This window comes from Pseudomonas sp. R28(2017) (assembly GCF_002112505.1).
Classification (GTDB): domain Bacteria; phylum Pseudomonadota; class Gammaproteobacteria; order Pseudomonadales; family Pseudomonadaceae; genus Aquipseudomonas.
On sequence record NZ_NEHW01000006.1, the window covers coordinates 142334 to 167463 of the forward strand.

Consider the following 25130-nt stretch of genomic DNA (forward strand, 5'->3'; position numbering starts at 1 on the left):
GGGGCTGTCTGCGGGTCGAGAGCTGCCGATCGAATGGTAGCGGGTACTGACCTGAAGCGCTTACGCGAACGGCTGCTATCGACCCAGAGCCGCCGGTGAACTCAGAGGCGAACTTTGTGGGAGCGGGCTTGCCCCGCGAACACGGGCGTAGCCCGTGCCAGGTAACTCCATTGCATGGGCTGGCCTCTTCGCGGGACAAGCCCGCTCCCACAGAATCACTGCCAACTTCACTGGCACCTCTGGGTCGAACGCTGCCACCTGCGACGGGCAGCTATCGCCCAGAAGCTGACCGTTCACCACGGGCAGCTAGCAGCCAATGGGCGACATCTGGATGTTGGGGCCGCACTTGCAAAACTGAATCTCGGAGCAAATTCTGCCTCGAGCTTCTGGCAGGAACCCATGATCAGCGCACCCATATCGTCATTGTGAGCGACGTGCAGAACCCCAAGAGGCAGAGTATCCCGATACCATAGAAAACCGTGCGCCATGGCTGAATACCCCTCAAGTAAGCCAAGGTATGCAGGACCCTGGCGGCGGTGAACAGAATGCTCAACACTGCCGTGACGGTTGCAGGTGCATTCATGGCAATGGCCAACCCACCGAGCGCGAAAAAAGCCGGGATGTTCTCCAGGTCGTTTGCCCAGGCCCTGCTCGCCCGATTCACTTGTGCAAGCTCTGCTTCACGGGCAACCCGATTGAAAACAGCGGCGTCTTCGGCGTTGGTAAATGCCCTGTGTCGCAGTCGGAACCAACCTTGGTAACAGGAGACCGCAAACATCTTGAGGAACAGCACAACCACGCACAGCGCGTAGACGTTCAAGGCATCGTTCACACCTGGCGCCCCCGATCAAGGCCATTGACCGCCAGATAGAGCAGCGGCCCGACAGACACGAATACCGCCGTCAGCAGCAAGTAGGGAAGCATTGCGATGAGCGACCTGCCCCGAGAGCGGTTGTCTTTCACCATCCAGACGCAGGCCAGCGCCGCCATCAAGTACAAGTCGATGACCACCTGGGCTGTGTCCGGCCGCGAAACAAGCTCGCGCCCAAAGGCCAGCAGCGATTGTTCGGCAGTCAACATCGTCCAGCCGCTGTATATCGAAAAGAGCACCAACGATGTCAGCGCAAAAAAACGAAGTGCCATGATCATGTCCCTGATAACTTTTCCTGGCACAGTAGGGGTAGGATTGTTGACGCTCAATGACCTGTGAGGTCATTGAGCCCGAGCGCAAGGACGGGCTAGAGACGAAGCATGAGTTACCCATTGTTGCATCAAAAATCCCCCGCACCGGCCACTTCCGCGGGCCAGCATGTGCGCCACCTGCGTCGGCAGGCGGGGCTCAGCCAGCTTGACCTGGCACTGATGGCCGGGGTTTCACAGCGCCACCTCAGTTGTGTGGAAACCGGGCGTGCCAAAGCCAGCCCCGGCACTTTGCATGCCTTACTGACGACCCTTGGAGCGCCCCTGGATCACTGCAACGAAGTGTTTCTTGCCGCTGGCTACGCGCCGCGCTACGCCGCGACGCCACTCGATGCGCCCGCTATGGGTGTGGTACACACGGCCCTCGAACATATCCTGCATGCAAACAATCCAGCGCCTGCCATCGTCATAGACAGCAACTGGGATATCACTGCCGCCAACGTGAGCACAGGTCTGCTGTTGGCGCTGGCGGGTGTGGCGCAGGACCTGTCATCGGGCCTCAACCTGCTGGAGACACTGTTACGCCCCGGCGGCCTCGGTGATCGCCTGGCCAATGCCCAGGAGATCCGTGCTGCCGCGTGGCAACGCGCGGCCAGGGAGTCAGTCAGCAACCCTGCGCTCGCAGAGCGCCTGAACAGCCTCCCGCCACCGGGTATGGCCTTGCACGCAGAGACTGTGAGCCCCGTGCTGCTGACACGAGTGCGCATTGCAGATGGCGAGTTGAGCTTTCTCTCTACCTTCACGACCTTCGGGCTCCCCCTGGACATCACTGTAGAGTCACTGCGAATCGAGCATTTGATACCTGCCGATTTGTCGACCAGACAAAGGATGATGCAGGCTTTCGATGCTTGGAATGCGAACCACGGCCAATAGCGAATAGCAGCCATCGACCCGTTGCTGCCTGTCATGCCAGAGGTGATCTCTGTGGGAGCGGGTTTACCCGCGAACACCGGCACAGCCGGTGCCATCCACCGCAGCGCTTGCTTCGCGGGTAAACCCGCTCCCACAGAGTGCGCGTCGCGCTCACGAAACCCGTTATTTCAGCATCTGCCATGGGTCGATTAGAGCCGTTAGCGGCTGACCGCTTTCGACCCAAAGCAGACGCTGAGAAAACTGATGTCGTGAGTGCTATGCGCACTCAGTGGGAGTGGGTTTACCCGCGAACACGGGCGAAGCCCGTGCCATTCACCGCGTTGTCGGTTTCGCGGGTAAACCCGCTCCCACAGTGTGCGCGTCGCGCTCACGAACCCCGTTATTTCAGCATCTGCCATGGGTCGATTAGAGACGTTAGCGGCTGACCGCTTTCGACCCAGAGCAGTCGTTCGAGGTAACTACGAAAACCAGAGTCGATTCAGTGCGACACCAACCGCTCAGCATCTGGAGGGGTGCGAGCCAGGTTTATAGCCTTCAATCACAAGGACTTGTGAGACTTCACAGTCCGGATAGATCCACTTGCCCCAGTTGGCCAAAACCCACTCCTTGCTGAGGCCAAGGCATTCGGCATTGCTCTCCCTAGGTAGCCAAACCAACGGCAGGCCGGCCTTATAGCCAGTGGTAACCATCAGCCCAAAGCGACGATCCTCGTCCAGTGTTTCAAAAACCATGAAATCGACAACATCTTCATACGGGTAGGAACCCTTGGCTCTGAATACGGTTCCACGACTGAAAACCTCATTTGAGCATTCAAGAAGTGTTGTCATAAAATTCACTTTTCCTTATGTGCAGGCAGCCCAAGGCTTTGAGCAGTTTACGACAACTCGTGGCTCAAACGCCTGCTGGGAGGCTGAAGATAGAGTTCGTCGAGCGGCCGCTCTGGGTCTAAAGCTGCTGGTCGTGGATGACTGCTTTCGACCCATAGCGGCCAGTTCCTATGACAGCCTCAGACGAAGATTGCAGGCTGGGATAGCCACTATTGATCCAGGCGTATTTTCTCCAGCTCCGCTAAAGCGATCAGCAGTTCGGCAACAGACTGTGGCTTATGGAGATTGACGCCAGTTTGACGCGCCACCAGCTCAATTACAGCATCACGAGGCAATCCTATTTTTTGAGCTACCAGCAGGGCGCATGAGCGCGCATGTGACGCACGGTGCGGGAGTGGCTCGGTTTCATCCAGCAGCTTTTTCTTATGCGAATTGAAGGACATTCTTTTACCAGAGTATTACTCGTCAACCTTGCTGCCAACGCTACTGCTTCGTCATAGATTGCTCAAGGGCTGCTATGGGTCGAAAGCAGCCGGTCGCGACTGACCGCAATCGACCCGTTGCTGCCGATGAACTCAGAGGCGATATTTGTGGGAGCGGGCTTGCCCCGCGAACACGGGCGTAGCCCGTGCCAGGTAACGCCATTGCGTGGGCCGGCCTCTTCGCGGGACAAGCCCGCTCCCACAGAATCACTGCCAACTTCACTGGCACCTCTGGGTCGGCAGCGGTCATCTGCGCATTGATTGCCTTACTGGAACAAGCTCACCGACCGCTCGGCAAGGGCGGTCGTGTTTCGACTTGTTCAAGGCTTACACGGTAGGTGGTGTAGGTATCGCCGTCTTGCAGATAAAGGTTGCTGCGGTAATCCGAGACTGCGCCTTTGAGCTTGATGTGCAGGCCGTTGGCGACACGCTGGATTACCACGTCTTTCAAATCGGTGTCCGAGACCAAAAAGGGCGGGGTCTTGGCAACAAGCACCTTGATCGCCTCTTTACTCCTACCGCCGCCGTCGTAGACGTAGAACCTCAGCTTCTTGGATTCATCGGGATCCCTGGCAGCCTGAACGATGTAGATCGACTGCCCCGGAATGAAGGCTTGCTCCAGGACAATCTCAGACGGGAATTGCGGTTTTATCAGGTATGCAAAGATGGAAAAGCAGGCTAAGCAGAGCAAAACAGTCATCAAGCGATGCTTTTTGACGCCGGCTACAAGATGCTGCAGTAAGGATTTGCGTACACCTTTCATTGTTCGACCTTCCATGTCTTGAATTCCATTTCCACCCTCATAGTCGAACCCGTCAAAATGCTCGTCGAACTCAAGGTTCGCAGGCAGAATCCCAAGCCAGTTCGTTCAAGGAAGTTATCCGGCATGATGCCACATGACGCTTTACGATTTACCCGCTGGGTCGCCGGTTTCTCTATCGCCACCGTGATCCTCGGTGTGCTACTGGCGTTGTACGTACTGCGATCACCCACCTCCTCGCCCGTCAATATCTCAGGCGCTCTTGCGCTGGGCGTATTGTGGCTCACCAACCTGATCACCTTGCTGATGAACACGATTTACTGGTTTATCCGCAGGTGGCCGAAATGGCTGCTGGTGGCGATTGCGGTTCAGGGGGCAGTGGCAGTAATTGGGCTGCTGCCGTTGCTTTGATCCGATACCCCTTCCAGACAAATGCGCTTGGCTCGACCTGATCGAGTCACCAATCCATGGATGACATCAACAAGGGAATGTATGCCCGCACGAACTCTGCTGTTTGCAATCGCGCTATCGCTGACAGGCTGTTTCAGCATTATTGGCCACATGACCGGAGAGCGTTGCGTGTATCACGGCACCCGCGCGTCCTGGGCCTGGGCGAATCATCCCGATACGCTGAGTGGCTGGCCATTTCTGATCGACACGCCATTCTCGTTTGCGCTGGACACGCTGTTGTTGCCTTACGACCTTTCGGCTTTCTTGCCGGAGGACATGGGAGGGGACCACAGAGAATGCGTAATGGAGGGAGGATTGAACATCATCAGGTGATGGGCTGCGTGGCGAATCGGGCCTGCATCCGCGCCCTGCCCTGATGAACGCTGCGCAAATTGCCCGCCATGGGCGGACCACTCGGCCCAAGCGCCAGCCAACTGCCAGGCGCCGGGCCGAGTGCGACTGACTCAGTCCGCCGCCTGTTCCGCAGCGGTATCGGCAACGGGTGCCGGAGCAGCCGCTTTGGCCTTGGCACGGTCTTTACGGCCTTTGCCGCGCTGGCGCGAAGCTTGCTGCTTGGCATACAGCGCCTGGCCGGCGGTGACGATGCCTGCAGGCTGACCGTTCAAGTCCAGGCGCGGTGCATTCTCTACCATGCTGGCCCAGTAGCGGTTGCCCCGGCACCAGGTCGAGATGCCCAGCTTGAGCTGTTCGCTGGTGATGCCCAGCAGCTCCAGGTGTTGCTCGGCATCCTTGAAGATGCCCTCTTTGAGCGGCACCTTGGGGGCCGGGTTTACAGGGAACGCCAAGGGGAAATGCTTTTGCAGTGGCCAGATCGCTTCCACCGCCGGGTCCACCTCACGCGCCTTCGCCTGCGGGGCGGGCTTGCGCTTGGGAGGGCGCGGGTTATCGGCCTTGGCCTGCTGCTCTTTTTCAGACCGCAGGCGGTCACGTAACTCAGCTAGTTGTTCAAAACCCATCGTTAATTCACTGCTTCTACGTTGATTGCGTGGCGCAAGGATAAGCCATGCAGCGCTTGGGAGCAGCAGAAAAGGATGAATTGCCGCTGATTTCGTGACAGGGAATGACTTGCCGATGCGCCACCTACGCACAGCCTGAGGCCTGAAACCTCAGGCGATATCGATGTCCGACAAGCCCAGGACCTCGGCCTGGGCCAGTATCTCGGCAGGCGTGGCATCGGCTGGCGGCATGACCAGGCTGTTCTCGCCGTCACCGAAGTGCAGCAGCATCAAATGAAGCGCGGCCTCATGCCGGGCCAAGCTGGGCTGCTTGAGTTCGAAGCGATGCGAGGCAGGCTGGCCGTTGAGCTGATAGTGCACGGTATAGGCATGCATGCGTAACTCCAAAGGCAAGGGACTCATTACCTGACCGGGCGGCCAGGCAATAATTCAAAGGCATCGGCCAGTCGCCCCAGCCCACGGTGTGCGCGGCGTCACGTTCCGAAAGCCGCTAGTACATGCGTACTATTCTCATCGCGATGCCCCCTCCCGATACTCCCAGCGCCTATCCGTTGCAGCCAAGGAACGCCAGCGCCCTCGGGGCTGGCAGCCACTTGCGTGGCCTCTAATGGAATATCTGGAATCGCCATGAATCCCCTATTCAGACTCTCCCCGCTCGCACTCTCGATCACCCTTGCCCTGTTGCCGAACGCCCATGCCGCGGACTACATCCTCGACAGCGGCGAGGACACTTTCAACAGCGATCGCGCCTACGATGGCACGGTGTCGCTGCGCCCCGGCAACGGCGTGCCCGCCACCCTGACCGTCAACAACGGCGCCGAACTCACCAGCAAAGGTGGGCGGATCGGTGGCTCGGCCACCAACAACGAAGCCAGCACGGCCATGGCCACTGTCACGGTCCAGGGCCCAGGCACCCACTGGGTGGTGCCGCGCACCACGGCCGTTTTGGGTAACACCATCGTCATCGGCGGCGCCGGCCAAGGCACCCTCAACGTGCTGGACGGCGGCGAAGTGTTTGTGCGCGACCTGCAGCTCAGCGACAACGGCAATGCCGGCAATGCCCTGTCGCGGGCGAACCTGATGGTCAGCGGCCCGGGCTCTAAGGTGGATGCCGTGAACGTGACCTCTGGCGGCACCTTCCTCTACGACTCGCGCATTACCTTGCAAAATGGCGGGCAGCTTGCCAGCGAGCGCGTGGCCATCAACTCGATCAGCGACCTGTCCGGCACCAACACCCGCTGGGACAACACCGGCAGCTTCACCAACCGCAACGACCTCAGCCTGAGCGATGGCGCGGTACTGACCAGCGACACGATGAGGCTGGGCTCGGCCAACCTCAGCCGCAACACCGTGGTCAGCGTATCCGGCGCAGGCACGCGCCTGGCTACGCGTGCGCTGACCTTGGGCACCACCACCTCCAGCACCACCCTGGTGCTGGCCAACGGCGCCGAGCTGAGCAGCACCGACGGCATCGACATCAGCGAGCTGACCAGCATCAACTCGGCCGCACGTGGCGCCCTGAGCATCGGTGGCGCAGTGGTCAGGGACGACAGCCGCACCGATATCGACGCAATCACCGCCGGCGCCGCACAAGCCGCCGGGCGCCTCGACCCGCAAACGGCGATCCGCTTCGGCGCCGGCAGCGGGGCATTGGCCTTCAACCACACCGACAGCGACCTGCAAGTGAGCAACAGCATCAGCGGTGCGGGCCGGGTGTATGCCTTCAGTGGCAACACCACCCTGAGCGGCGACCTGACCGGCATGAGCGGCAGCACGGTGGTACGTGGCGGGCGCCTGGTGCTGGCCGGCGATGTCGACCAGACCAACCCACGCGGCACCTCGCTGCTGAGCGTTGGCAACGGCACCCTGGTGGTCAACGGCACCGTCGGCCACACCGACAGCACCGGCAACTACAGCAACCGCGCCCAGGTATTGGACGGCGGCGTGCTGGCCGGTACCGGCCAGGTCGGCAGCACCCAAGTCGCCTCGGGCGGTAGCCTGTCGCCGGGTGAAGGCGCGTTGGGCACCCTGGCGATCAACGGCGACCTGGACATGGCGGCCGGCTCGCGTTACGCCGCCGACATTGCCGGCGACGGCGGCTCGGACCGCGTCAACGTCAGCGGCACCGCGACCCTGCGGGGCACCCGGGTCGATGTCACCACGCTCAACGACGCGCAAAGCTACCAGACCGGGCAGACCTACACCCTGCTCGCCGCCCAGGGCGGCGTGGTGGACGGCGCTGCGGCCGGCACCGCCTATGCCCAGGCATTTACCAACTCGGCGTTCCTCAACGTCAGCCTGCAGCGCACGGCCAATGAACTGAACCTGACCATCGCGCAGAAGACCACCACCCCAGAACCACCTGTCGAACCACCGGTCGAGCCGCCCGTGGAGCCGCCCGTAGAACCCCCGGTGCAGCCGCCTGTGGAACCCCCGGTTCAACCACCGGTCGAGCCACCGGTTGAACCGCCGGTACAGCCACCGGTCGAGCCACCGGTTCAGCCCCCCGTACAACCCCCGGTCCAGCCGCCAGAAACCGGCGGGCCAGCCACCCCCGGCATCTTCCAGACCGTGGCGCTGACGGAGAACCAGTGGAACACCGCAGGCGCCCTGAGCGAGCTGCAACAAAGCGGCGAGCCGCTGCGCCTGTACAACAACCTGCTGGTGCTGGATGCCGACAGCGCCCGCAACGCCATCGATCAGCTCGCCGGCGACTACCACGGCAGCACCGGCACCGCGCTGATCGCCAACAGCCAAGTGGTCTCCGGCGTGCTGGGCACCCGCCTGCGCAACCTGTTCGACAGCAGCACCGTGCGCATGCCGCTGGGGGCATCGAGCTTCATGCCCACCGCCCCTGAACTGGAAGGCGGGGCCTGGGCGCAAGCCTTCGGCAACTGGTCGAAGCTGGACGGCAACAACGGCGCCGGCGGTTTGCACCAGCGGACCGGCGGCGTGCTGATTGGCGCCGACGGCAGCCTCACCCCCGACTGGCGCGCCGGCCTCTACGGTGGCTACAGCCGCACCAAGTTCGATGCCGACGACACCGATGCCAAGGGCCACAGCGACAACTACCACCTGGGCCTGTACACCGGCGCCCAACTCGATGCCCTGCGCCTGAGCGCAGACGTGGGCTACACCTGGCACAAGCTGGACAGCAAACGCAACGTGGCCTTTGCCGGTTTCAGCGACCACCTGAAGAGCAAGCGCGACGCCAACACCCTGCAGGCCAGTGGCGAAGCGGCCTACCGCATCGGCTTGGGCTCGGTGGCGCTGGAGCCGTTCGTGGGGGTGTCGTACGTGAAATACGATGCCGACAGCTTCCATGAGAAAGGTGGGGCGGCGGCGCTGGATGTGTCCAGTGAGCAGCAGGATACCTGGTTCTCGACCGTGGGCATGCGCGCTTCAACCCGCACCCGCGTGGCTGACCATGACACCCAGTTCTACGGGTCGTTGGGCTGGCGGCGTGCTTATGGTGACCTGGACCCTAGTAGTACGCAGGCCTTTGCCGGTGGGCCGGACTTCGCGGTGCGGGGCATTGCCCAGACGCGTGATGTGGCGATGACTGAATTGGGGGCGACGGTGAAGGTGAACCGCCAGACTGAGGTCGGGTTGTCGTATCAGGGGCAGTTTGGGTCGGATGCCCGCTACCATTCGGTAAATGCGGGGATTACGGTTCGGTTCTAAGCCGCTGCGGTGGGCCGCATAGCGGCCCTCATCCCCCTGTGGGAGCCGCGCTTGTCGTGGCGACGAACCGTGGCGATGGGCCGCAAAGCGGCCCCCGGCTCACCCATTGGCCTCCGCCTCCTCCTGCTTGAAAATACGGAATCCACGCGCCTGATAGTTTTGCAGTGCAGCAGGATGGTCGAATGTGCAGGTATGTACCCAAACCCGCTCAGTCCCGTGCCACTCCCACGCCGATCGCACAGCGTGACTCAACAGCGCTCCGCCAAAGCCACACCCCAGAAATTGAGGTGCCAGCCCAAAGTAGCGGATTTCGCTGTTACGCCCATCTGGGCGGTAAAGCTCGTAATAGCCGGCTATCGCACCACGGTGATAGGCAACCCAGGTACGGTGGCAATCCTGCTCAACGAGTGCCTGCCAGTCAGACAGCGTCCAGACGTCAAGATCGCCCCACTCCCAAGGCGTGCCAACCAGCTGGTAGAGAAACCGATTAAGTTCCGGCTGAGGCACTTCACATTCGATGATCTGGAGGTCGTGAGGCTGAGGCTTTGCGTTAAGCTCGGATGCCGAGGTCATTTCCAGGTAATACGTGGTGCAAGACTGTTCCATTTGAGGATTCCTCCTTCTTCCCGCCAAGTGTCGACCACTTATGAAGACGAAGCTGCGACGGCACCTGGCCAAGTCACAGCCTGCGCTACGATCACATCCTTTCCATTGAACGTGAGTGCAGGCCCGCCATGGAGTTGATACCCGAGCTTCAAGGCATCACTGACCCGGTGGCAAAAGGAAGCGTCATCGGGGCCGGTCAGCACCCGATAAATCGGTAATCCATCCGGTGGTTGAGTCATTTGGTCGGTCCTTGCGGTAGTAGGTGTGTAGACCGAGAGTACTGTTACTGGCAGGCGGAAGGCTACGGCCGGATCGCATATGGAACGCAGCCCTGCAGGAGCGATTTCACTCGCGAACAATCCAACACGGTGTATTGGCAGCAGCTGCGCCAGTGCTCGCAGTAAAACCTGACGCTTTGGCACGAACATGAAATTCTGGCGATTGGCCAGTTCTTTCAGTTATCCTGCGCGGCCAAATTGATTCAAATTGTAAGGGACTACAATGAAACACCTGCGCCAACTATTGGCGGCAGTGTTGCTTTGCGCAACCACTTTGCCCGCCATTGCCGCCAGCACCCCCGCGTCTGCGCCAACCAGCAGCGAACAACCGCAACAGACCGCCGAACAGTGGCTGGCCACGCTCAAGCCACAGCACGGCAACATCACCCTGCCCAGCGGCATCGCCAGCCTGCAACTCAACAATGAGTTCTACTACCTGTCGCCGGACGACACCGAGCGCCTGCTGACCGAAGGCTGGGGCAACCCACCGGGCTTCAAGACCCTCGGCATGATCATCCCGACCGCCGTCAACCCACTGGCCGACAACGGCTGGGGCGTGATCATCAGCTACAAGAACGACGGCCACATTTCCGACGATGACGCAGCCAAGATCGACTACGCCGACCTGCTCGAGCAGATGAAGGCCGATGACGAGGAAGACAACAAGGCGCGTCGCGAGCAAGGCTATGCCGGCCTGACACTGTTGGGCTGGGCCGAGCCACCGAGCTACGATCAGGCGACCCACAAGATGTACTGGGCGCGCGAGTTGAAGGCCGAAGACGCCGACCAGACCACGCTGAACTACAGCATCCGCGTGCTGGGCCGCGAAGGCGTGCTGGAGCTCAACGCCGTGGCGGCGATGGCCGACCTGCAGACCATCAAGCAGGAAACGCCGAAGATCCTCGCCTTCACCAACTTCACCGACGGCAACCGCTACGCCGACTACGACGCCAAGACCGACAAGCTGGCGCCATACGGCCTGGCCGCCCTGGTCGCCGGAGGGATCGCCGCCAAGGCGGGCCTGTTCGCCAAGATCGGTGTTGCCTTGCTGGCGTTCAAGAAGTTTATCGTCCTGGGGTTGGTGGCCATTGCTGGCTTCATTGGCAAGCTGTTCAAGCGCAAGCGGGCCTGATTCTGAGCTGGCTCACCCTTGATGGGTGGGCCAGCGCCGCGATTGTTCGAGCCGGTTTATGGGGCTGAGCAGTCACATATTGTTACGCCCTTTGGCTAATGAAATCAGATTTAGCCCCTTCCTTGTAGGACCTTTCCCAAAGATACTGCCGACGTCCATTTTTCGTTGCACATGGTCAACGTGGAACCTAGTCTCGCCCAGTCGCTGCCAATTCAGCGACCGACCTTGACGGGCCGTTGATTGCTGTTCGTGTGCATACGCCTATGGCGGCTGTACGTGCGGGCACATTGTGTGCGCCGAGTGCCAGCGATCTCGGTCCGTCAACCTGCGTACAGCTGCCACCTTTCCTGCTTGACGGCTGATCGGTGTGCGGCTCAACCATTGCTGGAGCGTAAGCATGCTGAAGATCGTTCCCGATCCGCCCTACAATCCCCACTCCCTTGAAGACACACTGATGATGGCCGCCGACTACGCACTCTGTGCCGAGGTCGTTGCCCAGCAGGCGATGTTGATGCAGCCCAAGTCACCCGTGTCGCTGTTGATAATGACGTCAATGCACGAGCTCGACACCCTGCGCAAACTGCTCGAATCAGCGCTGGTTCAAATCCAAAAACCAGCGGACCCGCAGACGCTGCATTAATCCACATCATGATTTGCCTGGCCTGACGCTTTCGCAGGCTAACGCCCTCGCACAGCACCACCCCTGAGGTTGTAGACGACCCTTAGGCGAGTGGTGAACCTGTGGGATCCCGGCTTGCCGGCGATAGGGCCAGCCCAGGCAGTTTCAACTTCAGGGAGATCAACTAATGGCCACCGAAGAAACCAAATTCACAGTCGGCAAAACCACCTTCTACCAGGGTGAGAACCAGACCCATCCCCTCTTCCGCATCGAACCCGGCATCCCTTGCCAAAGCGCCCGCGAACAGGCCTCTGAACTAATGGGCTACGTCCGCGACCTGACCATCGACGGCCTGATGGAAGACAAACCCCAATTGCTCTGGGCCTCGCACTACCTCAGCGCCCTGGCCAAGGCCCTGCTCGATGATGCCGAACTGGGCATGATGAAGACGCCTTGAATCGCAGGATTATCACCAAATTCCAGGCATGCGCTGTACCTGTGGGAGCCGCGCTTGCCGGCGATGGGCCGCAAAGCGGCCCCAACAATCCAAGCCCTGCTCCAACAACCAGGAGAATTCCCCAATGCTCCAAATCAACACCCCGAGCAGTTCGAGCTACCCACATCCGCACCATCGCTTCGGCCCTTCACAACAACTGCTCTCCGCCATCCCTGGATTACCCACCACCCAAGCCAAAGAACAAGCCACGAAACTGTTGGACTGCGCCCGCTACCTCAACCATACCGGCGTCATGTTAGGTGACCACCGAAGGGTCGCTGCCTCCCACTACCTCAACATGATGGTTCGTGCCCTTTTTGATGTACTAGAAAACGGTTTCCCCCACTCTCGAAGCCAAGCTGATCGGTAGTAACGCCGCCCCAGTTCGGCCACAATCGGCCACTCAGTACAAGCTGAGATGCATCGGATGCTCACCACCCTCGCCATCGGCAACTACCGCTCCATCAATCACCTTGTGTTGCCACTAGGCCAACTCAATCTGGTGACTGGTGCCAATGGCAGCGGTAAATCCAATCTCTACAAAGCCCTGCGCCTGCTCGCCGAAACCGCCCAGGGCGGCGTGATCGAAGCACTTGCCCGTGAAGGTGGACTGGATTCGACCTGGTGGGCCGGGCCAGAGATGAGTGCGCGCATGAAGCGCGGTGAGGTGCCCATCCAAGGCCAGCATCCGAGCGACGTCAAACGCCTTCGCTTGGGCTTTGCCACCGAGGATTTCGGCTTTGCCATCTCGCTCGGCCTGCCGATTCCCCTGCCCTATCCAACTGCATTCATGCTCGACCCCGAGATCAAGTCTGAAGCCATCTGGGGTGCAGGAGCCTACCGTCCCTCCTCTTTGTTGGTAGAACGCAAGAACGCCATGGTGCGCGCCCGGGAGGGCAACAGCTGGACGGTGCTCGATCAGCATGCCGATAGTTGTGAGAGCTTCTTCAACATCGTCGGACGCCCTCGGCAGGCGCCAGAGATCGGCGAGCTACGCGCGTTCATCAACAGCTGGAGGTTCTACGATCATTTCCGCATCGACCGCGATGCGCCCTGCCGTCAGCCCCAGCTGGGCACCCGCTCGCCAGTGCTGCATCACGATGGCCGCAACCTCGCTTCGGCGCTGCAGACCATCATTGAGATTGGTGAGGTGGAAGACCTCGTGGCCGCGCTGGAGGATGCATTCCCCGGCAGCCGCCTGGAGATCGACGCGCCACCGGGCGGCCTGTTCAGCGTGCGGCTGCACCAGCACGGGCTACTGCGTCCACTGGGCGGCGCCGAGTTGTCGGACAGAACCCTGCGCTACCTGTTGCTGATGGCCGCGCTGCTGACGCCTCGACCGCCATCGCTGATGGTGCTCAACGAACCGGAAACCAGCCTGCATGCCGACCTGCTCCCGGCCCTGGCGCGGCTGATCATCCGCGCTTCGCAGCGTAGCCAGGTGTGGGTGGTGTCGCACAGCAGGCCGCTAATTGAGGCGTTGACGGCGTGTGAGGGGTGCAATGTGCTGGAGCTGGAGAAGCACCAGGGGCAGACGCAGTTGCGGGGGGTTGGGTTGCTGGATGAGCCGCTGTGGCGGTGGGTGGACTGAGGGTGCGACAACCCTCGGCCTATCCCGTTTCAGTTGCCGGTGCACACGGCGTGCGGCATCCGCTCCGTCAGTTAGATGTGTGCAAATGTAAAAATTGTGATGGCACTATGCCTCGTTAACCGGCAAAATCCACACGTTCCCAACGGACTTGAAGGACCGGTTTCGATGACATGGCCAGTCACGCTGCAAATCGACAGCGCCGCCTACCCGCTGGGCGTGGTGCAACGCGCTGCTTACGCCTTGGCCGACACCGTCGCGATCCAGATCGGTATTGAAGCCAGCAAGATCTGCCTCACGGCTTTCCCCACTAATGCAAAACTGGCACTTTCCCCGCAGCAGGCGCATTCGCTGATCCTCCAGCATCTGAATGACTTCGCCCTGCGCGACCACATCAACCGCGAAACGACGGGGTTACGCGAAGTGCTAGCCCGAGCCGCACTCGCTGGATGTGGGATTTAGCAGTGACACTGATTGCAACCGATGCCAAGCACTACCGCTTGCTGCCCTTCCGATTCATGCGCATGAACACGGGAAATGAACGTGACATTCTGCTCACCGCCGATACCGGGGAGTACTTGCACGTGAACGACGCGCAGTTACAGGCCCTCAGCTACTTCGACGTTGAAGCGGGCACACCGTTTTACAAAGACCTGCTGGCCCGTCACTTCATCTACGAACCAGGCCACCACGATCCGTTTCCGGAAATAGCCGCGCAGTATCGCAGCCGCAAGGACTTTCTATTCCAAGGCCCGGCACTGCACTTGTTCGTGGTCACATTGCGCTGCAACCATACCTGTCAGTACTGCCAAGTGTCGCGGGCTCCTCTGGGCGGCTCGGGTCACGACCTCTCGGAGGCAGATGCCAGAGCTGCGGTTGATCGCCTTTTCGAATCGAACGCCCCCGCCCTGACTGTGGAGTTTCAGGGTGGCGAGCCGCTTCTGGCCTTCGAGCGCGTACGCCAGATTGTCGAATGGATAGTTGAGCGAAACGTGCTCGAGCAGCGGGACATCCAGTTCGTCATCACTACGACGCTGCATCACCTGACTGAAGAAATCCTCAACTTCGCACAGCAACATCGCATCCAGTTTTCGACGTCGCTCGATGGGCCGGCGCCTTTGCACAATGCCAACCGCCCAACACCATCGCGAGATTCCTACGAGCGCACTGTAAAAGGCATCCAATGGGTCCGTGAACGCCTAGGGCATGAGGCGGTTTCGGCATTGACCACACTAACTTCAAGAAGCCTCGAACAGCCTGAAGCGATCATCGACGAGTATGTGAACCAAGGTTTCTCCAGCATCTCACTCCGGCCACTGAGCCCTTATGGGTTCGCCACCAAGAGTGCCCATCGCCTTGACTACCCGATCGAGCGATATCTGGCCTTCTACCAGAAAGCACTGGCCTATTTGCTGGACATCAACCAGCAAGGCGTATATTTGTCGGAGAGTTACACGAGCCTGTTACTCAAGAATATCCTCACACCCTTCTCCTCTGGCTACGTAGACCTCCGCTCTCCTGCCGGCGCGGGTACTGCTGCGCTGGTCTACAACTATGACGGTTACGTCTATCCGTCGGACGAAGCCCGCATGTTGCTGGAGATGGGCGAAGATGGCTTGAGGCTTGGTCGGGTCCAGCAACCTTTACCGGAACTGCTGGCATCGCCCGTCATGGAGGCGTTGCTTAGCAGTGGTGTTGCGGAAGCATTACCCGGCTGCTCGGATTGTGCGCTGGTCCCTTACTGCGGCGCAGACCCCGTCGAGCACTTCGCACGCCAAGGTGACCCGATCGGGCACAGAGCGTTCAGCAGCTTCTGCAAGAAGAACATGGGGCTGCTGAAGCATTTGTTCGGCCTGCTTCGCGATGGCGACGACAACGTGCAGCGGGTGCTGCTGTCCTGGTTGAACAGGCGCGCCTACAGCGATGTTCGCCTTCCGGGTTACAGGGGCTGATGGCGATGCTGCGCAAAGATACCCACTTTGAAATCCAGCACCTGCATGAACCCAGACTACTAAAGGTCATCACTCTGGACGAGTTCATCGAACAGGGCCTGGCAGTGTGTGCCGGCAGTGCCGACTTCAATGACCTGCTACTTTGGCTGCCGAACGAAGAACGCCTAAGGAACCCGCACCTGCTTTCATTGCCAGTGGGTGGATTTCTGACACCGAAGCCGCTGGTTGGCGACTTCGAAAGCGAGAGGCTGCACCTTCACAGCCCCAAAGATGCAGAGGTCGTGCAGCCGGGCGATGTCATCGCCATCACACCAGGCAACACAATGGCGCGCGTGCTCTATCGACGAGGTTCGGACAGCAATCTGCTGTTCATGACCGATCGCTGCAACAGCCTCTGCTTGATGTGCTCGCAGCCGCCCAAGGATATCGATGACCGCTGGCACATCGAGGAAAACCTTCGGTTGATCGACCTGATGGACCCGATTGAGGAGAACCTGGGCATCAGCGGCGGTGAACCAACGCTTTATCGCGACGGCCTGCTCGAAATCCTTGCCAAGTGCAAAGCCGTTTTGCCGCGGAAGTCCGTTCATGTTCTCAGCAATGGGCGCCTGTTCAAGGACCCGAGCTGGATCGAAGCACTCGCTGCCATCGGCCACCCGCAGTTGAGCTGGGGCATCCCGCTGTATGCCGACAATGCCGAGGACCATGACCATGTGGTGCAGGCGCCAGGCGCGTTCAGCGAAACCCTGCAAGGCCTTTACAACCTCGCCCGCGCCAAGCAGATCATCGAGATACGCGTGGTGCTGAACCGCCTGACCACTCCACGCTTACCTGAGCTGGCCCACTACGTGTTCAGGAACCTGCCCTTCGTGCGGCATGTTGCGCTGATGGGTATCGAAAGTACGGGCCTTGCCAGAAAGCACTATGAAGCGCTGTGGATCGATCCACTGGACTATCAGGAATCGTTGAGCCAGGCCACGTTCTTCCTGTTCAACCGCGGTGTGCCGGTCTCGATCTACAACCTGCCCCTGTGCCTGATCCCGGCCCACCTATCGCGCTTCGCCCGCCAGAGCATCTCGGACTGGAAGAACCTGTTCATCGATGCCTGCCAGCAATGCGCCGCCGTGAAACATTGCTCCGGCTTCTTCAAATCCCACACCGACCGCTGGCAAAGCCGCGGCGTAAAACAACTATCGCCCGAGGCCTTTAGCGCCTACGCAAGGAGTGCACAGTGAAACTGCTAGACCGCTGGAAAATCCTGATCAGTGGGTTAAGCCTGCTGCCAATGGCAGGTGCCACCTTGGCACAGGCAGGCCACACGCCGCTCGCCGATGCGAACTGGAAACCTGCTGACAAACTGCAGCCCCCAGTATTTACCAACACGCTCAACGCTTCAGACGCCGTGAACATTTATGCAGCACATCGCTCGCACAGTTCACATAGCTCCCATAGTTCGCACAGTTCTCACTACAGCAGCTCAGGGGGCTACAGCTCGCCTCGTTATTACAGCCCACCTGCTACCACTACCCGCAGTTACACCGCGCCGATTACCTCAAGCAGCAATAGCCTATATCAATCGTCTGGCACTACCAGCGGTACAAGTGCAAGCAAGTCCACCGCACGTGCAACCAATGAGCAGAAAAGTAATCTGGTCACGCGTGTGCAGACTGCGCTGATGGTGCGCCAGTATTATCAGGGCGCGGTCGATGGGGTAATGGGCAAAGCGACACGTGGGGCGTTGATGGCCTTCCAGATGGACAGGGCACTGACCGTGAATGGCCGGATGGATACGCCAACGCTGAATGCGTTGGGGATCAAAATTCCATAAGCTGCCTTCGGTTGACCAGCAGATGACAGCACCTCAGCATCCCGTTCGATTCGCACCCTGGGTGGGCGCCCGATACACCGAAGGCATCCACGGATTGCGCGTGCTGTTGGTATGCGAATCGCACTATGGAAACAAAGAACATGAGCGCCCGACCGTTACCCCGGAAATCATAAAGGCGCTTGCACTGAGGCAGGTGCATCCCCAGGCGACTCGCAAGCTGCGCAAGCATGCGCACTTTGCGAAGATCAGGACCTCGGTCACGAAAGCCAAGCCTGGTGTTGCTAGCCTGGACAGGCAGGCATTTTGGGAAAGCGTCGCCTACTACAACTACTTGCAGGAATTCGTCAGTGCCAATCGTCAGGCTCCGCAAGACGGCGCGTGGGAGCGGAGCAGATCTGCCTTCTCGCAGGTAGTGAAGGTGTTGGCACCTCAGTTGATTGTCTGTTTCAGCATCCGCAACGGCAAACGGATCACCTCGCTTTCGACAGGGATCCCGGTAGCAGTGGTAAATCATCCCTCGTCGCGGTTTGCCTACAGCACTGTAAAGCCAGCTATTGCCAAACAGATCGAGGAGGCACTTTTACGAGGTCAGCATGAATCTGGTTTCGTTAACAACCCTGTTTATGACGCTTGGCGCAACGCCACGGTGTCTGCCATTCCAACCCCTGGCCCCCATCTTCCCGAGCCCCATGCCAGCGAGCTTCACCAGTCACGGAAAGCCGCTATGGCGGCCCTCGACGAACTCCAGTCGCTCTCCCTTCGCTACGAGTGATAGCAGTCCACCCGATCTCGGCACACAGCTACGCTTTGACCTAGATCTACTTACAGGTTACTCCGAATTCTCCTACACACTTTCTCATTTCGTCTGTAGGACGTATGGTGTCGAGCATCTGCAATGAAGGCTAAACGGTGGCTCCCATCAGCCCAGTTCGCCCGCCAACACAGGACGCTCTCGTGACAACCCCCACCGCTTCACCCCAGCTCGTCGACACCACCCGCCTGGCCCAGGCGCTCGAGCAATTTGCCGCCGACCGCAACTGGGCCCAGTTCCACTCGCCCAAGAACCTGGTCATGGCCCTGAGCGGCGAAGTTGGTGAACTCAACGAGATCTTCCAATGGCTCAGCGAGGACGCCTCCAAGTCCGCCGCCCATAACCCGGATACAGCGCAGGCCGTCGAGGAAGAACTCGCCGACGTGCTCATGTACCTGGTACGCCTGGCCTCGGTCCTGGGCGTGGACCTGGACGCAGCGGCTAAACGCAAATTGCGCCTGAACGGCGAAAAGTACCCGGTCGAAAAAGCCCGCAATACCGCCAAGAAGTACGACCAACTCTGATTGCCAGCTTGAGTAAGGAAGAAGGACCTTGATCGTTTATCAAGCGACCAAATCGCAGTTTCTGCACGACTGCATCAACGACGATATCGAAGACGTGATTCTGGATAGTTACCAGTCCACGACCGGCAAACGGGTCGCCGCCTCAGAGATCAATTCGTGGAAGAATTCCCTCGGCAAAATGGCCAATGTGCTTCAAGCCCCCGGGCTGCCCGACTCAATGGGCGTAGCGATTGAGCTGCACATCCCCCAGACCTCCAAGCGAATCGATATAACCCTCACCGGCTTCAACGCCGAGGGCCAGCGCAGCGTTCTATTGGTTGAACTCAAACAATGGAGCCAAGCGAAAGCCACCAGCAAAGATGCGATTGTCCGCACTGTACTGGGTGGCAAAGAACGCGAGACCGTTCATCCATCGTATCAAGCGTGGTCTTACGCCAGCCTGTTGCACGGTTTCAACGAAGCCGTGCATACCGGTGGCATCCAGGTGCAGGCATGCGCCTATCTGCATAACTACGTAGCTGATGGCGTACTCAACGCAAAGCATTATCAGGATTACACCAGCAAGGCTCCGCTGTTCATGCGAGGCAAGGAGCAGCTGGAACAGCTGCGCACGTTCATCAAGCAACACATCGCCAGCGGCGATGAGAACAGCACGATGCATGAACTGGTAAACAGCCCCATCCGTCCGTCCAAAGCGCTGGCAGATTCTCTGAAAGGCCTGCTCAAAGCGCAACCTGAATTCATTCTGATCGACGATCAGAAAGAGATCTTCGAAGCAGCGATGGCCGCAGCCACTGCCGCATCTACTGAAAAGCCGAGGGTAGTGATCATTCAAGGTGGCCCTGGCACCGGGAAGACAGTGGTCGCACTCAACCTGCTGGTGAAGCTCATCGGCCAAGGCCTGTACGGACGGTACGTCTCTAAGAACGCCGCACCTCGCAAAGTCTACGAAAGCAAACTGGCAGGCTCGATCACCCGCAGCCACTTCTCCAACCTGTTCGTTGGGTCGGGCGCCTTTGTCGATACCGCCGCGAATATCAATGACTTCCTTGTCGTCGACGAAGCTCATCGCCTCAACGAGAAAAGTGGCCTCTACGGCAACCTGGGCGAGAACCAGATCAAAGAGCTGATCAATGCTTCGGCCTGCACCATCTTCTTCATCGACGAAGATCAGCGCGTTACCCTGAGCGACATCGGCAGCCGAGAAGCAATCCGCGCCTTTGCCGAAGCTAAAGGCGCGCAGGTCGAGGAGTACACCCTCGCCTCCCAGTTTCGCTGCAACGGCTCGGACGGTTACCTGGCTTGGCTGGACGACGTGCTGCAAGTGCGTCCGACCGCCAACCGGCACCTGGACAGCAGTCTCTACGAGTTCAAGGTATTCGACACCCCCGAAGCCCTTCACGCGGCCATTGAACAGAAAAACAACCACAACAAGGCCCGCGTCGTCGCCGGCTATTGCTGGCCCTGGACCAGCAAGAAACAACCTTCGGCCGATGACATCATCATTGGCGAACACTACCGTCGTAAGTGGAACCTTGACCAGGATGGAAGCTTGTGGATCATCGCGGAGAACTCTATCGAGCAGGTCGGCTGTATTCATACCTGCCAAGGGCTGGAGGTTGATTACATCGGCGTGATCATCGGCCCAGACCTGGTGATTCGCGACAAGCAGGTGTTTACCGATCCTGGAAAGCGAGACAGACAGGACCGATCCATTCGAGGGTACAAAACTCGTATGAAATCAGAACCCGAAGCAACCCGTGAACTGGTAGACCTCATCATCAAGAACACCTATAGAACCTTGATGACACGAGGGATGAAGGGCTGCTACATCTACTCCAGCGATGAACAGACTTCGCAGTACTTCCGCAGACGGTCTTTCTTGGTTGACCTGGATCCATCTACGCCGCAACCAGATTTACTGGATTCCGTATCTTAAATAGAGGATATAAGGGCAGGTTTGCCAAAAGCTGAGCACTGCCCGTTTACCCCTGCCAGCTCGTCGAAAGATTCAACATCTCTGCCGCTCTCGTTTGCGCCGACCTCAGCCATGAAGTCTCTATGAAAAGCCTTAAGCCACGAACGGTACCCGACAGCCAGCCTAGATGTGCATCCTAAACCTCGTCTAATAGTTACATACTCGTCACATCGCCCCAAAACGTCTCCCTCCGATGCACTAGCACAGTCAAACACTAGCCACACGCGTGAGTGAATGCGCATGCCCATCTAGCCCCCCACCACAGTCGGGTTTGGCCGGTTTTCCTTGAACTATTTGATCAATTTGGTGAAGATACGAAATTTCCTACGCACGTTGGCGACAAAGGGCAGAGAACGTGGCGATCAAATCGGTACCGAAGGAGCGGATTGATGAGGCTATGCAGGAATTTGATCGCGACTTCAGAGGGAGACGAGAGTGGCTGGGCTGGGAAACGAACCTGGCCCACCGCTACGCGATTGATGCTGGAGGAACTTCGTATCCAGCAAAGAAAATCATTTCCATCGCAACTGGCATCGCAGTCAGTCAGTTTTCAGGTGGAAATCCCACAAACCGTTACTTAGAAAAGCGTGGCTTTACAGTAGTCGAGCTCCAAAGTACTGAGCCAGAGCATGCCATACACTTCACCCCAGGCACTGTTTACGACCGCGTGACTGAAATCAACGGACCATTCGGGGGCAGCCGACAGAGTGGCATAGCGGCATCCGCCACCCATCCAGCAATTTTTCTGTTCACGGGCGACAGCGGAGAACAGTACGGCTATGCCGACCGATGGGACGGTGGTGCGTTTCTTTACACCGGTGAAGGGCAACGCGGACCTATGACCCTGACCCGCGGCAACAAAGCTATCGCAGAACATGCTGAAACAGGTCGTGCACTTCACCTGTTTCAATCGCTTGGCAAAGGAAAAGGTAACCGCTATATAGGTGAATTCTGCTGCGCAGACATATTCGAGCGAGCTCAGCAGGACGTTGATGATGAGGATCGCATTGCTCTTATTTTCCGATTGGTCCCTGTGGGAAGCTTTGCGCAAGAAGCCGAAGGAGAGCTAGAGACAAAGATAGAACTGCCAGATTCGTTGGCCGCAGCTCGGCTAGCAGCACTCGCTGCCTGTAAGGCGGTAACAAATGAAACAAGCCAATCGGCGCCTCGCAAAGTTTACCAACGAAGCAGAAAGGTCGCTCACTACGTACTCATGCGTGCTCAAGGCCTATGTGAAAGCTGCGAAAAGCCAGCGCCCTTTATTAAGAAGGATGGCACCCCTTACCTTGAACCACATCATGTAAATCGACTTTCTGACGGTGGTCTCGACCACCCTCGTTATGTAGGGGCAGTTTGCCCAACCTGTCATCGCGAAATTCACTCTGGTGTGCACGGTGCATGGCTTAACGCCCAGTTGAAGCAACGACTGATAGCAATTGAATCCCTGACGATCGAGTGACTAGCTTTCGATAACTACTGAAAGCTATCTATCCATACTGCACGATCGGTCGAGGCAGAGAACTTCTGGCTTGCTTAAATCAACACATAGCGAAGAATTTGAACTAAATATTTATAGAAGAATTTTGCAGCCGGCCAAAATTTATCACCCATAGCTCTCCGGCGAACTCATTCGCTTTGTGAGCACCGCGTCTCGAAAACAAGAAGCGTGGAGCTATCTACTTTGCACCAACCTCCTAGACCTCCAACTCTGAAATTTTGTAGGGTCATCGCCATCACCGGAAAGGAATTCTGTCATGGCAAAACTATATGAACTCTCGGGGTAGGCATGGGATGTGGCCGCCAAACCCTCGCCACCCCCACGCCTCAGATTAAACATTAGACATGCCTGAAATAAAAAGCGAGTTCAAGCGTTTAGATCTATCGCCGTTACTGAACTGTAATCTAGCTTCAAATCTTGTTTATTGAGGACACCAATAGCATTACCTATTTCGACACCATAAGCCTTACTTATTTGCAGCCGAACAAAGGAAGGAGGCAACCCACTTAAAGCGCTGAGATCTGACTCTCGCGAAATTTCCGCATAGCGACCAACAGCTTGCAATTCGAGTTCGAAATTCTTAATTTTCTCCCCCTGGATCCTTGCGTCTAATAGCTCAATTTCTTTAGCCTTAATCTGCTTATCGATTTCATGTAATTCTTTCGCTCTTTTCTCCTGCTGAATAGCCTGATAAGCGGTGACACCAGCCTCGAAGAGCGCGCCAAGAGGGCTATTTTTCTTGATTTCTTTGAGTTCTAAACCTGTGCGCTCTTGCTTATTCACCAACGATCGGCCGAGGACTCTAAATTTTCCACCGCCTACTCGTGCGCATACTAGCGGCCTAACCGTCTTGTCGAATTTATCAAAAAAAGATGTTAAGAACGCGGCTAGCCGTAGATTATTTCGGCCATCGGAAGTCAACAGCTCAACTTTTTCGTCATCATCCAAGCCACCAATGAATTCGAGATCTTTTCGAGACTGCTCTTTATACTTAATGGCTTTAGTAAGAGCTCGTTCAAAATCCTCTCCAACCAACTCTTCTTTCTTTTCGCCCTTCTCGACTGCTAGTCTATAACTTTTTTCTGCCTGTTCAAGAGCCAAATCTACAAGCCGAGACTGTACCCACTCCACCCCTTCTGCGCTTAACGATTCGTACAGCCCGACGATCTGTTCCAATCTCAAAGGCTGTACATGCTTAATTTTAAGAAGCGAATTAATAGCTTTGAAGGCAAGATACAGAAAATGGTAGTTAACAGACCATTCACTTGGAGAGAGCGCCACAGGAAGACCTATGGGATAGAATAACTTTGCTGCAGATGCCTCGGACAGCAAATTCATCTCAGCGTACCGCTCATAGAGCGGCAGGGAATGATCAAAAATTATAATATCTTCAGGCGATACACCATGATTGAGCGCTGAACAGATAGAGTTCAACAACTCAAATTTATAGTAAACCGTGTTAAAGCCTTTAAGAAAACTAGCAATTTCCCAAGGGTAGAGAGGCTCATCTCTCTTTTGTACAAATTTGAAGCGAATACGAGTTTCAGTATTCTTGAATGCATAATCATCAAACATGCGAAGCCCCTTCACCCCCAAAAGGAAAAAATCATGATAGCACACCGACACTAGCATAGAACGAAAGCTAGTGAATCAGAGCTTCTCTGAATTAATGCTGGCTGTAAATCTTGAAAACAAAAAAGCCCAGTCGTCACCGACTGGGCTTTTTCGTTTCAATAATGGTCGGGACGGAGTGATTCGAACACTCGACCCCTTGCACCCCATGCAAGTGCGCTACCGGGCTGCGCTACGCCCCGACTGGGCTTGAAGCATGTTCTCAATCTTGCCGAGAACGTTGAAGAATGTACCCTAACCTCCTGATAAATGAAACCTTTTTCTCAAAAAATTTTCCACTCATCAGAAATCAGCCTACTTCTTCAACACCACCAACACATCCTCCAACTCGACAATCATCTGCCGAATCAGCTGCTTGTACTGGCTCGATTCATCCTTCACCTCATCACTGGAGAGCCGCAACCGCGCCCCGCCAATGGTAAACCCCTGGTCATACAGCAGGGCGCGGATCTGGCGGATCATCAGCACATCCTGCCGCTGATAATACCGCCGGTTCCCCCGCCGCTTCACAGGGTTGAGCTGAGGAAACTCCTGCTCCCAATACCGCAGCACGTGTGGCTTCACGGCGCACAACTCGCTCACTTCACCAATGGTGAAGTAGCGTTTGCCCGGTATGGGGGGCAGTTCGTCGTTATGGCTTGGTTCCAGCATAGGCCTCAACCCGGGCCTTCAACTTCTGCCCTGGACGAAAGGTGACGACGCGCCGTGCAGTGATCGGGATCTCTTCCCCTGTCTTGGGGTTGCGGCCCGGCCGCTGGCGTTTGTCGCGAAGGTCGAAGTTGCCGAAACCGGACAACTTGACCTGCTCGTTCTCTTCAAGTGCGTGCCGAATTTCTTCAAAAAACAGCTCGACCAGCTCCTTGGCCTCACGCTTGTTAAGCCCCAGCTCCTCGTACAGCCTTTCGGCCATCTCAGCTTTCGTCAGAGCACCCATG

Annotated in this window: 29 protein-coding genes and 1 tRNA gene; 17 read left to right on the top strand and 13 right to left on the bottom strand. The window is 57.9% G+C overall.

Annotated features, from left to right (window positions below; genetic code table 11):
• Positions 1–403: 403 nt before the first annotated feature.
• Positions 404–832 carry an MAPEG family protein gene (locus tag CAF78_RS12695; protein ID WP_085676046.1) on the bottom strand — a complete coding sequence of 143 codons (429 nt, stop codon included), beginning with the start codon at positions 830–832 and terminating at the stop codon, positions 404–406.
• On the bottom strand, positions 829–1143 hold the full coding sequence (locus CAF78_RS12700) for a DUF2834 domain-containing protein (RefSeq protein WP_085676199.1): 315 nt from the start codon (positions 1141–1143) through the stop codon (positions 829–831). The genes CAF78_RS12695 and CAF78_RS12700 overlap by 4 nt, the downstream gene beginning before the upstream one ends.
• Positions 1144–1251: 108 nt before the next feature.
• Here CAF78_RS12700 and CAF78_RS12705 point away from each other — a divergent pair, with 108 nt between their 5' ends.
• The gene (locus tag CAF78_RS12705; RefSeq protein ID WP_085676047.1) at positions 1252–2073 is read left to right on the top strand and encodes a helix-turn-helix domain-containing protein; all 822 of its coding nucleotides are present in this window, start codon (positions 1252–1254) and stop codon (positions 2071–2073) included.
• A gap of 497 nt (positions 2074–2570) precedes the next feature.
• On the opposite strand, the gene imm45 is transcribed toward CAF78_RS12705, so the two are convergent.
• The 3 genes from imm45 to CAF78_RS12715 form a co-directional block, all read right to left on the bottom strand.
• Positions 2571–2900, bottom strand: coding sequence for an Imm45 family immunity protein (gene imm45 / locus CAF78_RS12710; RefSeq protein ID WP_085588167.1), 330 nt, complete (start codon positions 2898–2900; stop codon positions 2571–2573).
• Between the two features lie 209 nt (positions 2901–3109).
• Complete coding sequence (locus tag CAF78_RS27955; protein WP_143515048.1) at positions 3110–3343, bottom strand: hypothetical protein; 234 nt, start codon at positions 3341–3343, stop codon at positions 3110–3112.
• Between the two features lie 319 nt (positions 3344–3662).
• Positions 3663–4145: a hypothetical protein gene (locus CAF78_RS12715; protein WP_085676048.1), complete on the bottom strand. Its 483-nt coding sequence runs from the start codon at positions 4143–4145 to the stop codon at positions 3663–3665.
• Between the two features lie 57 nt (positions 4146–4202).
• Between CAF78_RS12715 and CAF78_RS12720 the strand changes: the two genes are divergently transcribed.
• Complete coding sequence (locus CAF78_RS12720; RefSeq protein WP_143515049.1) at positions 4203–4553, top strand: hypothetical protein; 351 nt, start codon at positions 4203–4205, stop codon at positions 4551–4553.
• An 81-nt stretch (positions 4554–4634) separates the two neighbouring features.
• Positions 4635–4925, top strand: coding sequence for a YceK/YidQ family lipoprotein (locus CAF78_RS12725; RefSeq protein WP_085676050.1), 291 nt, complete (start codon positions 4635–4637; stop codon positions 4923–4925).
• Positions 4926–5056: 131 nt separating this feature from the next.
• Here CAF78_RS12725 and CAF78_RS12730 read toward each other — a convergent pair whose 3' ends face one another.
• Together CAF78_RS12730 and CAF78_RS12735 are read right to left on the bottom strand one after the other, a co-directional pair.
• Positions 5057–5569: a ProQ/FinO family protein gene (locus tag CAF78_RS12730; protein WP_085676051.1), complete on the bottom strand. Its 513-nt coding sequence runs from the start codon at positions 5567–5569 to the stop codon at positions 5057–5059.
• A gap of 150 nt (positions 5570–5719) precedes the next feature.
• Positions 5720–5944: a hypothetical protein gene (locus CAF78_RS12735; RefSeq protein ID WP_085676052.1), complete on the bottom strand. Its 225-nt coding sequence runs from the start codon at positions 5942–5944 to the stop codon at positions 5720–5722.
• Between the two features lie 252 nt (positions 5945–6196).
• Between CAF78_RS12735 and CAF78_RS12740 the strand changes: the two genes are divergently transcribed.
• On the top strand, positions 6197–9253 hold the full coding sequence (locus CAF78_RS12740) for an autotransporter domain-containing protein (RefSeq protein ID WP_085676053.1): 3057 nt from the start codon (positions 6197–6199) through the stop codon (positions 9251–9253).
• 99 nt (positions 9254–9352) lie between these two features.
• Here the strand turns inward: CAF78_RS12740 and CAF78_RS12745 are convergent, their stop codons facing one another.
• On the bottom strand, positions 9353–9859 hold the full coding sequence (locus CAF78_RS12745; protein WP_085676054.1) for a GNAT family N-acetyltransferase: 507 nt from the start codon (positions 9857–9859) through the stop codon (positions 9353–9355).
• A gap of 38 nt (positions 9860–9897) precedes the next feature.
• A complete protein-coding gene (locus CAF78_RS12750; protein ID WP_085676055.1) occupies positions 9898–10098 on the bottom strand; it encodes a DUF1737 domain-containing protein in 201 nt (66 codons plus the stop codon).
• A 262-nt stretch (positions 10099–10360) separates the two neighbouring features.
• Between CAF78_RS12750 and CAF78_RS12755 the strand changes: the two genes are divergently transcribed.
• The 13 genes from CAF78_RS12755 to CAF78_RS12815 all read left to right on the top strand — a co-directional run bounded on the left by CAF78_RS12755 (position 10361) and on the right by CAF78_RS12815 (position 22524).
• Entirely contained in the window at positions 10361–11269 is a 909-nt protein-coding gene (locus CAF78_RS12755; RefSeq protein WP_085676056.1) for a DUF2167 domain-containing protein, read from the top strand.
• Between the two features lie 397 nt (positions 11270–11666).
• On the top strand, positions 11667–11909 hold the full coding sequence (locus tag CAF78_RS12760; protein ID WP_085676057.1) for a hypothetical protein: 243 nt from the start codon (positions 11667–11669) through the stop codon (positions 11907–11909).
• A 166-nt stretch (positions 11910–12075) separates the two neighbouring features.
• Positions 12076–12345, top strand: a complete 270-nt coding sequence (locus CAF78_RS12765; protein ID WP_085676058.1) for a DUF3077 domain-containing protein — start codon at positions 12076–12078, stop codon at positions 12343–12345.
• 124 nt (positions 12346–12469) lie between these two features.
• Entirely contained in the window at positions 12470–12754 is a 285-nt protein-coding gene (locus CAF78_RS12770) for a DUF3077 domain-containing protein (protein WP_158090045.1), read from the top strand.
• Between the two features lie 57 nt (positions 12755–12811).
• A complete protein-coding gene (locus tag CAF78_RS12775; RefSeq protein WP_085676060.1) occupies positions 12812–13975 on the top strand; it encodes an AAA family ATPase in 1164 nt (387 codons plus the stop codon).
• Positions 13976–14140: 165 nt separating this feature from the next.
• Positions 14141–14434 (top strand): His-Xaa-Ser system protein HxsD, encoded by a 294-nt coding sequence (hxsD, locus tag CAF78_RS12780; RefSeq protein WP_085676061.1) that lies wholly within the window; start codon positions 14141–14143, stop codon positions 14432–14434.
• Between the two features lie 2 nt (positions 14435–14436).
• A complete protein-coding gene (gene hxsB / locus CAF78_RS12785; RefSeq protein WP_085676062.1) occupies positions 14437–15924 on the top strand; it encodes a His-Xaa-Ser system radical SAM maturase HxsB in 1488 nt (495 codons plus the stop codon).
• A complete protein-coding gene (gene hxsC / locus CAF78_RS12790) occupies positions 15924–17159 on the top strand; it encodes a His-Xaa-Ser system radical SAM maturase HxsC (RefSeq protein WP_085676063.1) in 1236 nt (411 codons plus the stop codon). Before hxsB ends, hxsC begins: the two co-directional genes overlap by 1 nt.
• Positions 17156–17752 carry a His-Xaa-Ser repeat protein HxsA gene (gene hxsA, locus CAF78_RS12795; RefSeq protein ID WP_085676064.1) on the top strand — a complete coding sequence of 199 codons (597 nt, stop codon included), beginning with the start codon at positions 17156–17158 and terminating at the stop codon, positions 17750–17752. The genes hxsC and hxsA overlap by 4 nt, the downstream gene beginning before the upstream one ends.
• Before the next feature lie 22 nt (positions 17753–17774).
• Positions 17775–18524, top strand: a complete 750-nt coding sequence (locus tag CAF78_RS12800) for a hypothetical protein (protein WP_085676065.1) — start codon at positions 17775–17777, stop codon at positions 18522–18524.
• Positions 18525–18706: 182 nt separating this feature from the next.
• Positions 18707–19087 carry a nucleotide pyrophosphohydrolase gene (locus CAF78_RS12805; protein ID WP_085676066.1) on the top strand — a complete coding sequence of 127 codons (381 nt, stop codon included), beginning with the start codon at positions 18707–18709 and terminating at the stop codon, positions 19085–19087.
• A gap of 28 nt (positions 19088–19115) precedes the next feature.
• Positions 19116–21026, top strand: coding sequence for a DUF2075 domain-containing protein (locus CAF78_RS12810; protein ID WP_085676067.1), 1911 nt, complete (start codon positions 19116–19118; stop codon positions 21024–21026).
• A 394-nt stretch (positions 21027–21420) separates the two neighbouring features.
• Positions 21421–22524 (top strand): HNH endonuclease signature motif containing protein, encoded by a 1104-nt coding sequence (locus CAF78_RS12815; protein WP_085676068.1) that lies wholly within the window; start codon positions 21421–21423, stop codon positions 22522–22524.
• A gap of 405 nt (positions 22525–22929) precedes the next feature.
• Here CAF78_RS12815 and CAF78_RS12820 read toward each other — a convergent pair whose 3' ends face one another.
• From CAF78_RS12820 to ihfA, 4 genes are all read right to left on the bottom strand, one after another.
• Complete coding sequence (locus CAF78_RS12820; RefSeq protein WP_143515050.1) at positions 22930–24138, bottom strand: hypothetical protein; 1209 nt, start codon at positions 24136–24138, stop codon at positions 22930–22932.
• A 162-nt stretch (positions 24139–24300) separates the two neighbouring features.
• Positions 24301–24377, bottom strand: a tRNA-Pro gene (locus CAF78_RS12825).
• Between the two features lie 112 nt (positions 24378–24489).
• Positions 24490–24846 (bottom strand): MerR family transcriptional regulator, encoded by a 357-nt coding sequence (locus CAF78_RS12830; protein ID WP_008100384.1) that lies wholly within the window; start codon positions 24844–24846, stop codon positions 24490–24492.
• Complete coding sequence (gene ihfA / locus CAF78_RS12835; protein WP_003250679.1) at positions 24827–25129, bottom strand: integration host factor subunit alpha; 303 nt, start codon at positions 25127–25129, stop codon at positions 24827–24829. The genes CAF78_RS12830 and ihfA overlap by 20 nt, the downstream gene beginning before the upstream one ends.
• Between the last annotated feature and the right edge of the window lies 1 nt (position 25130).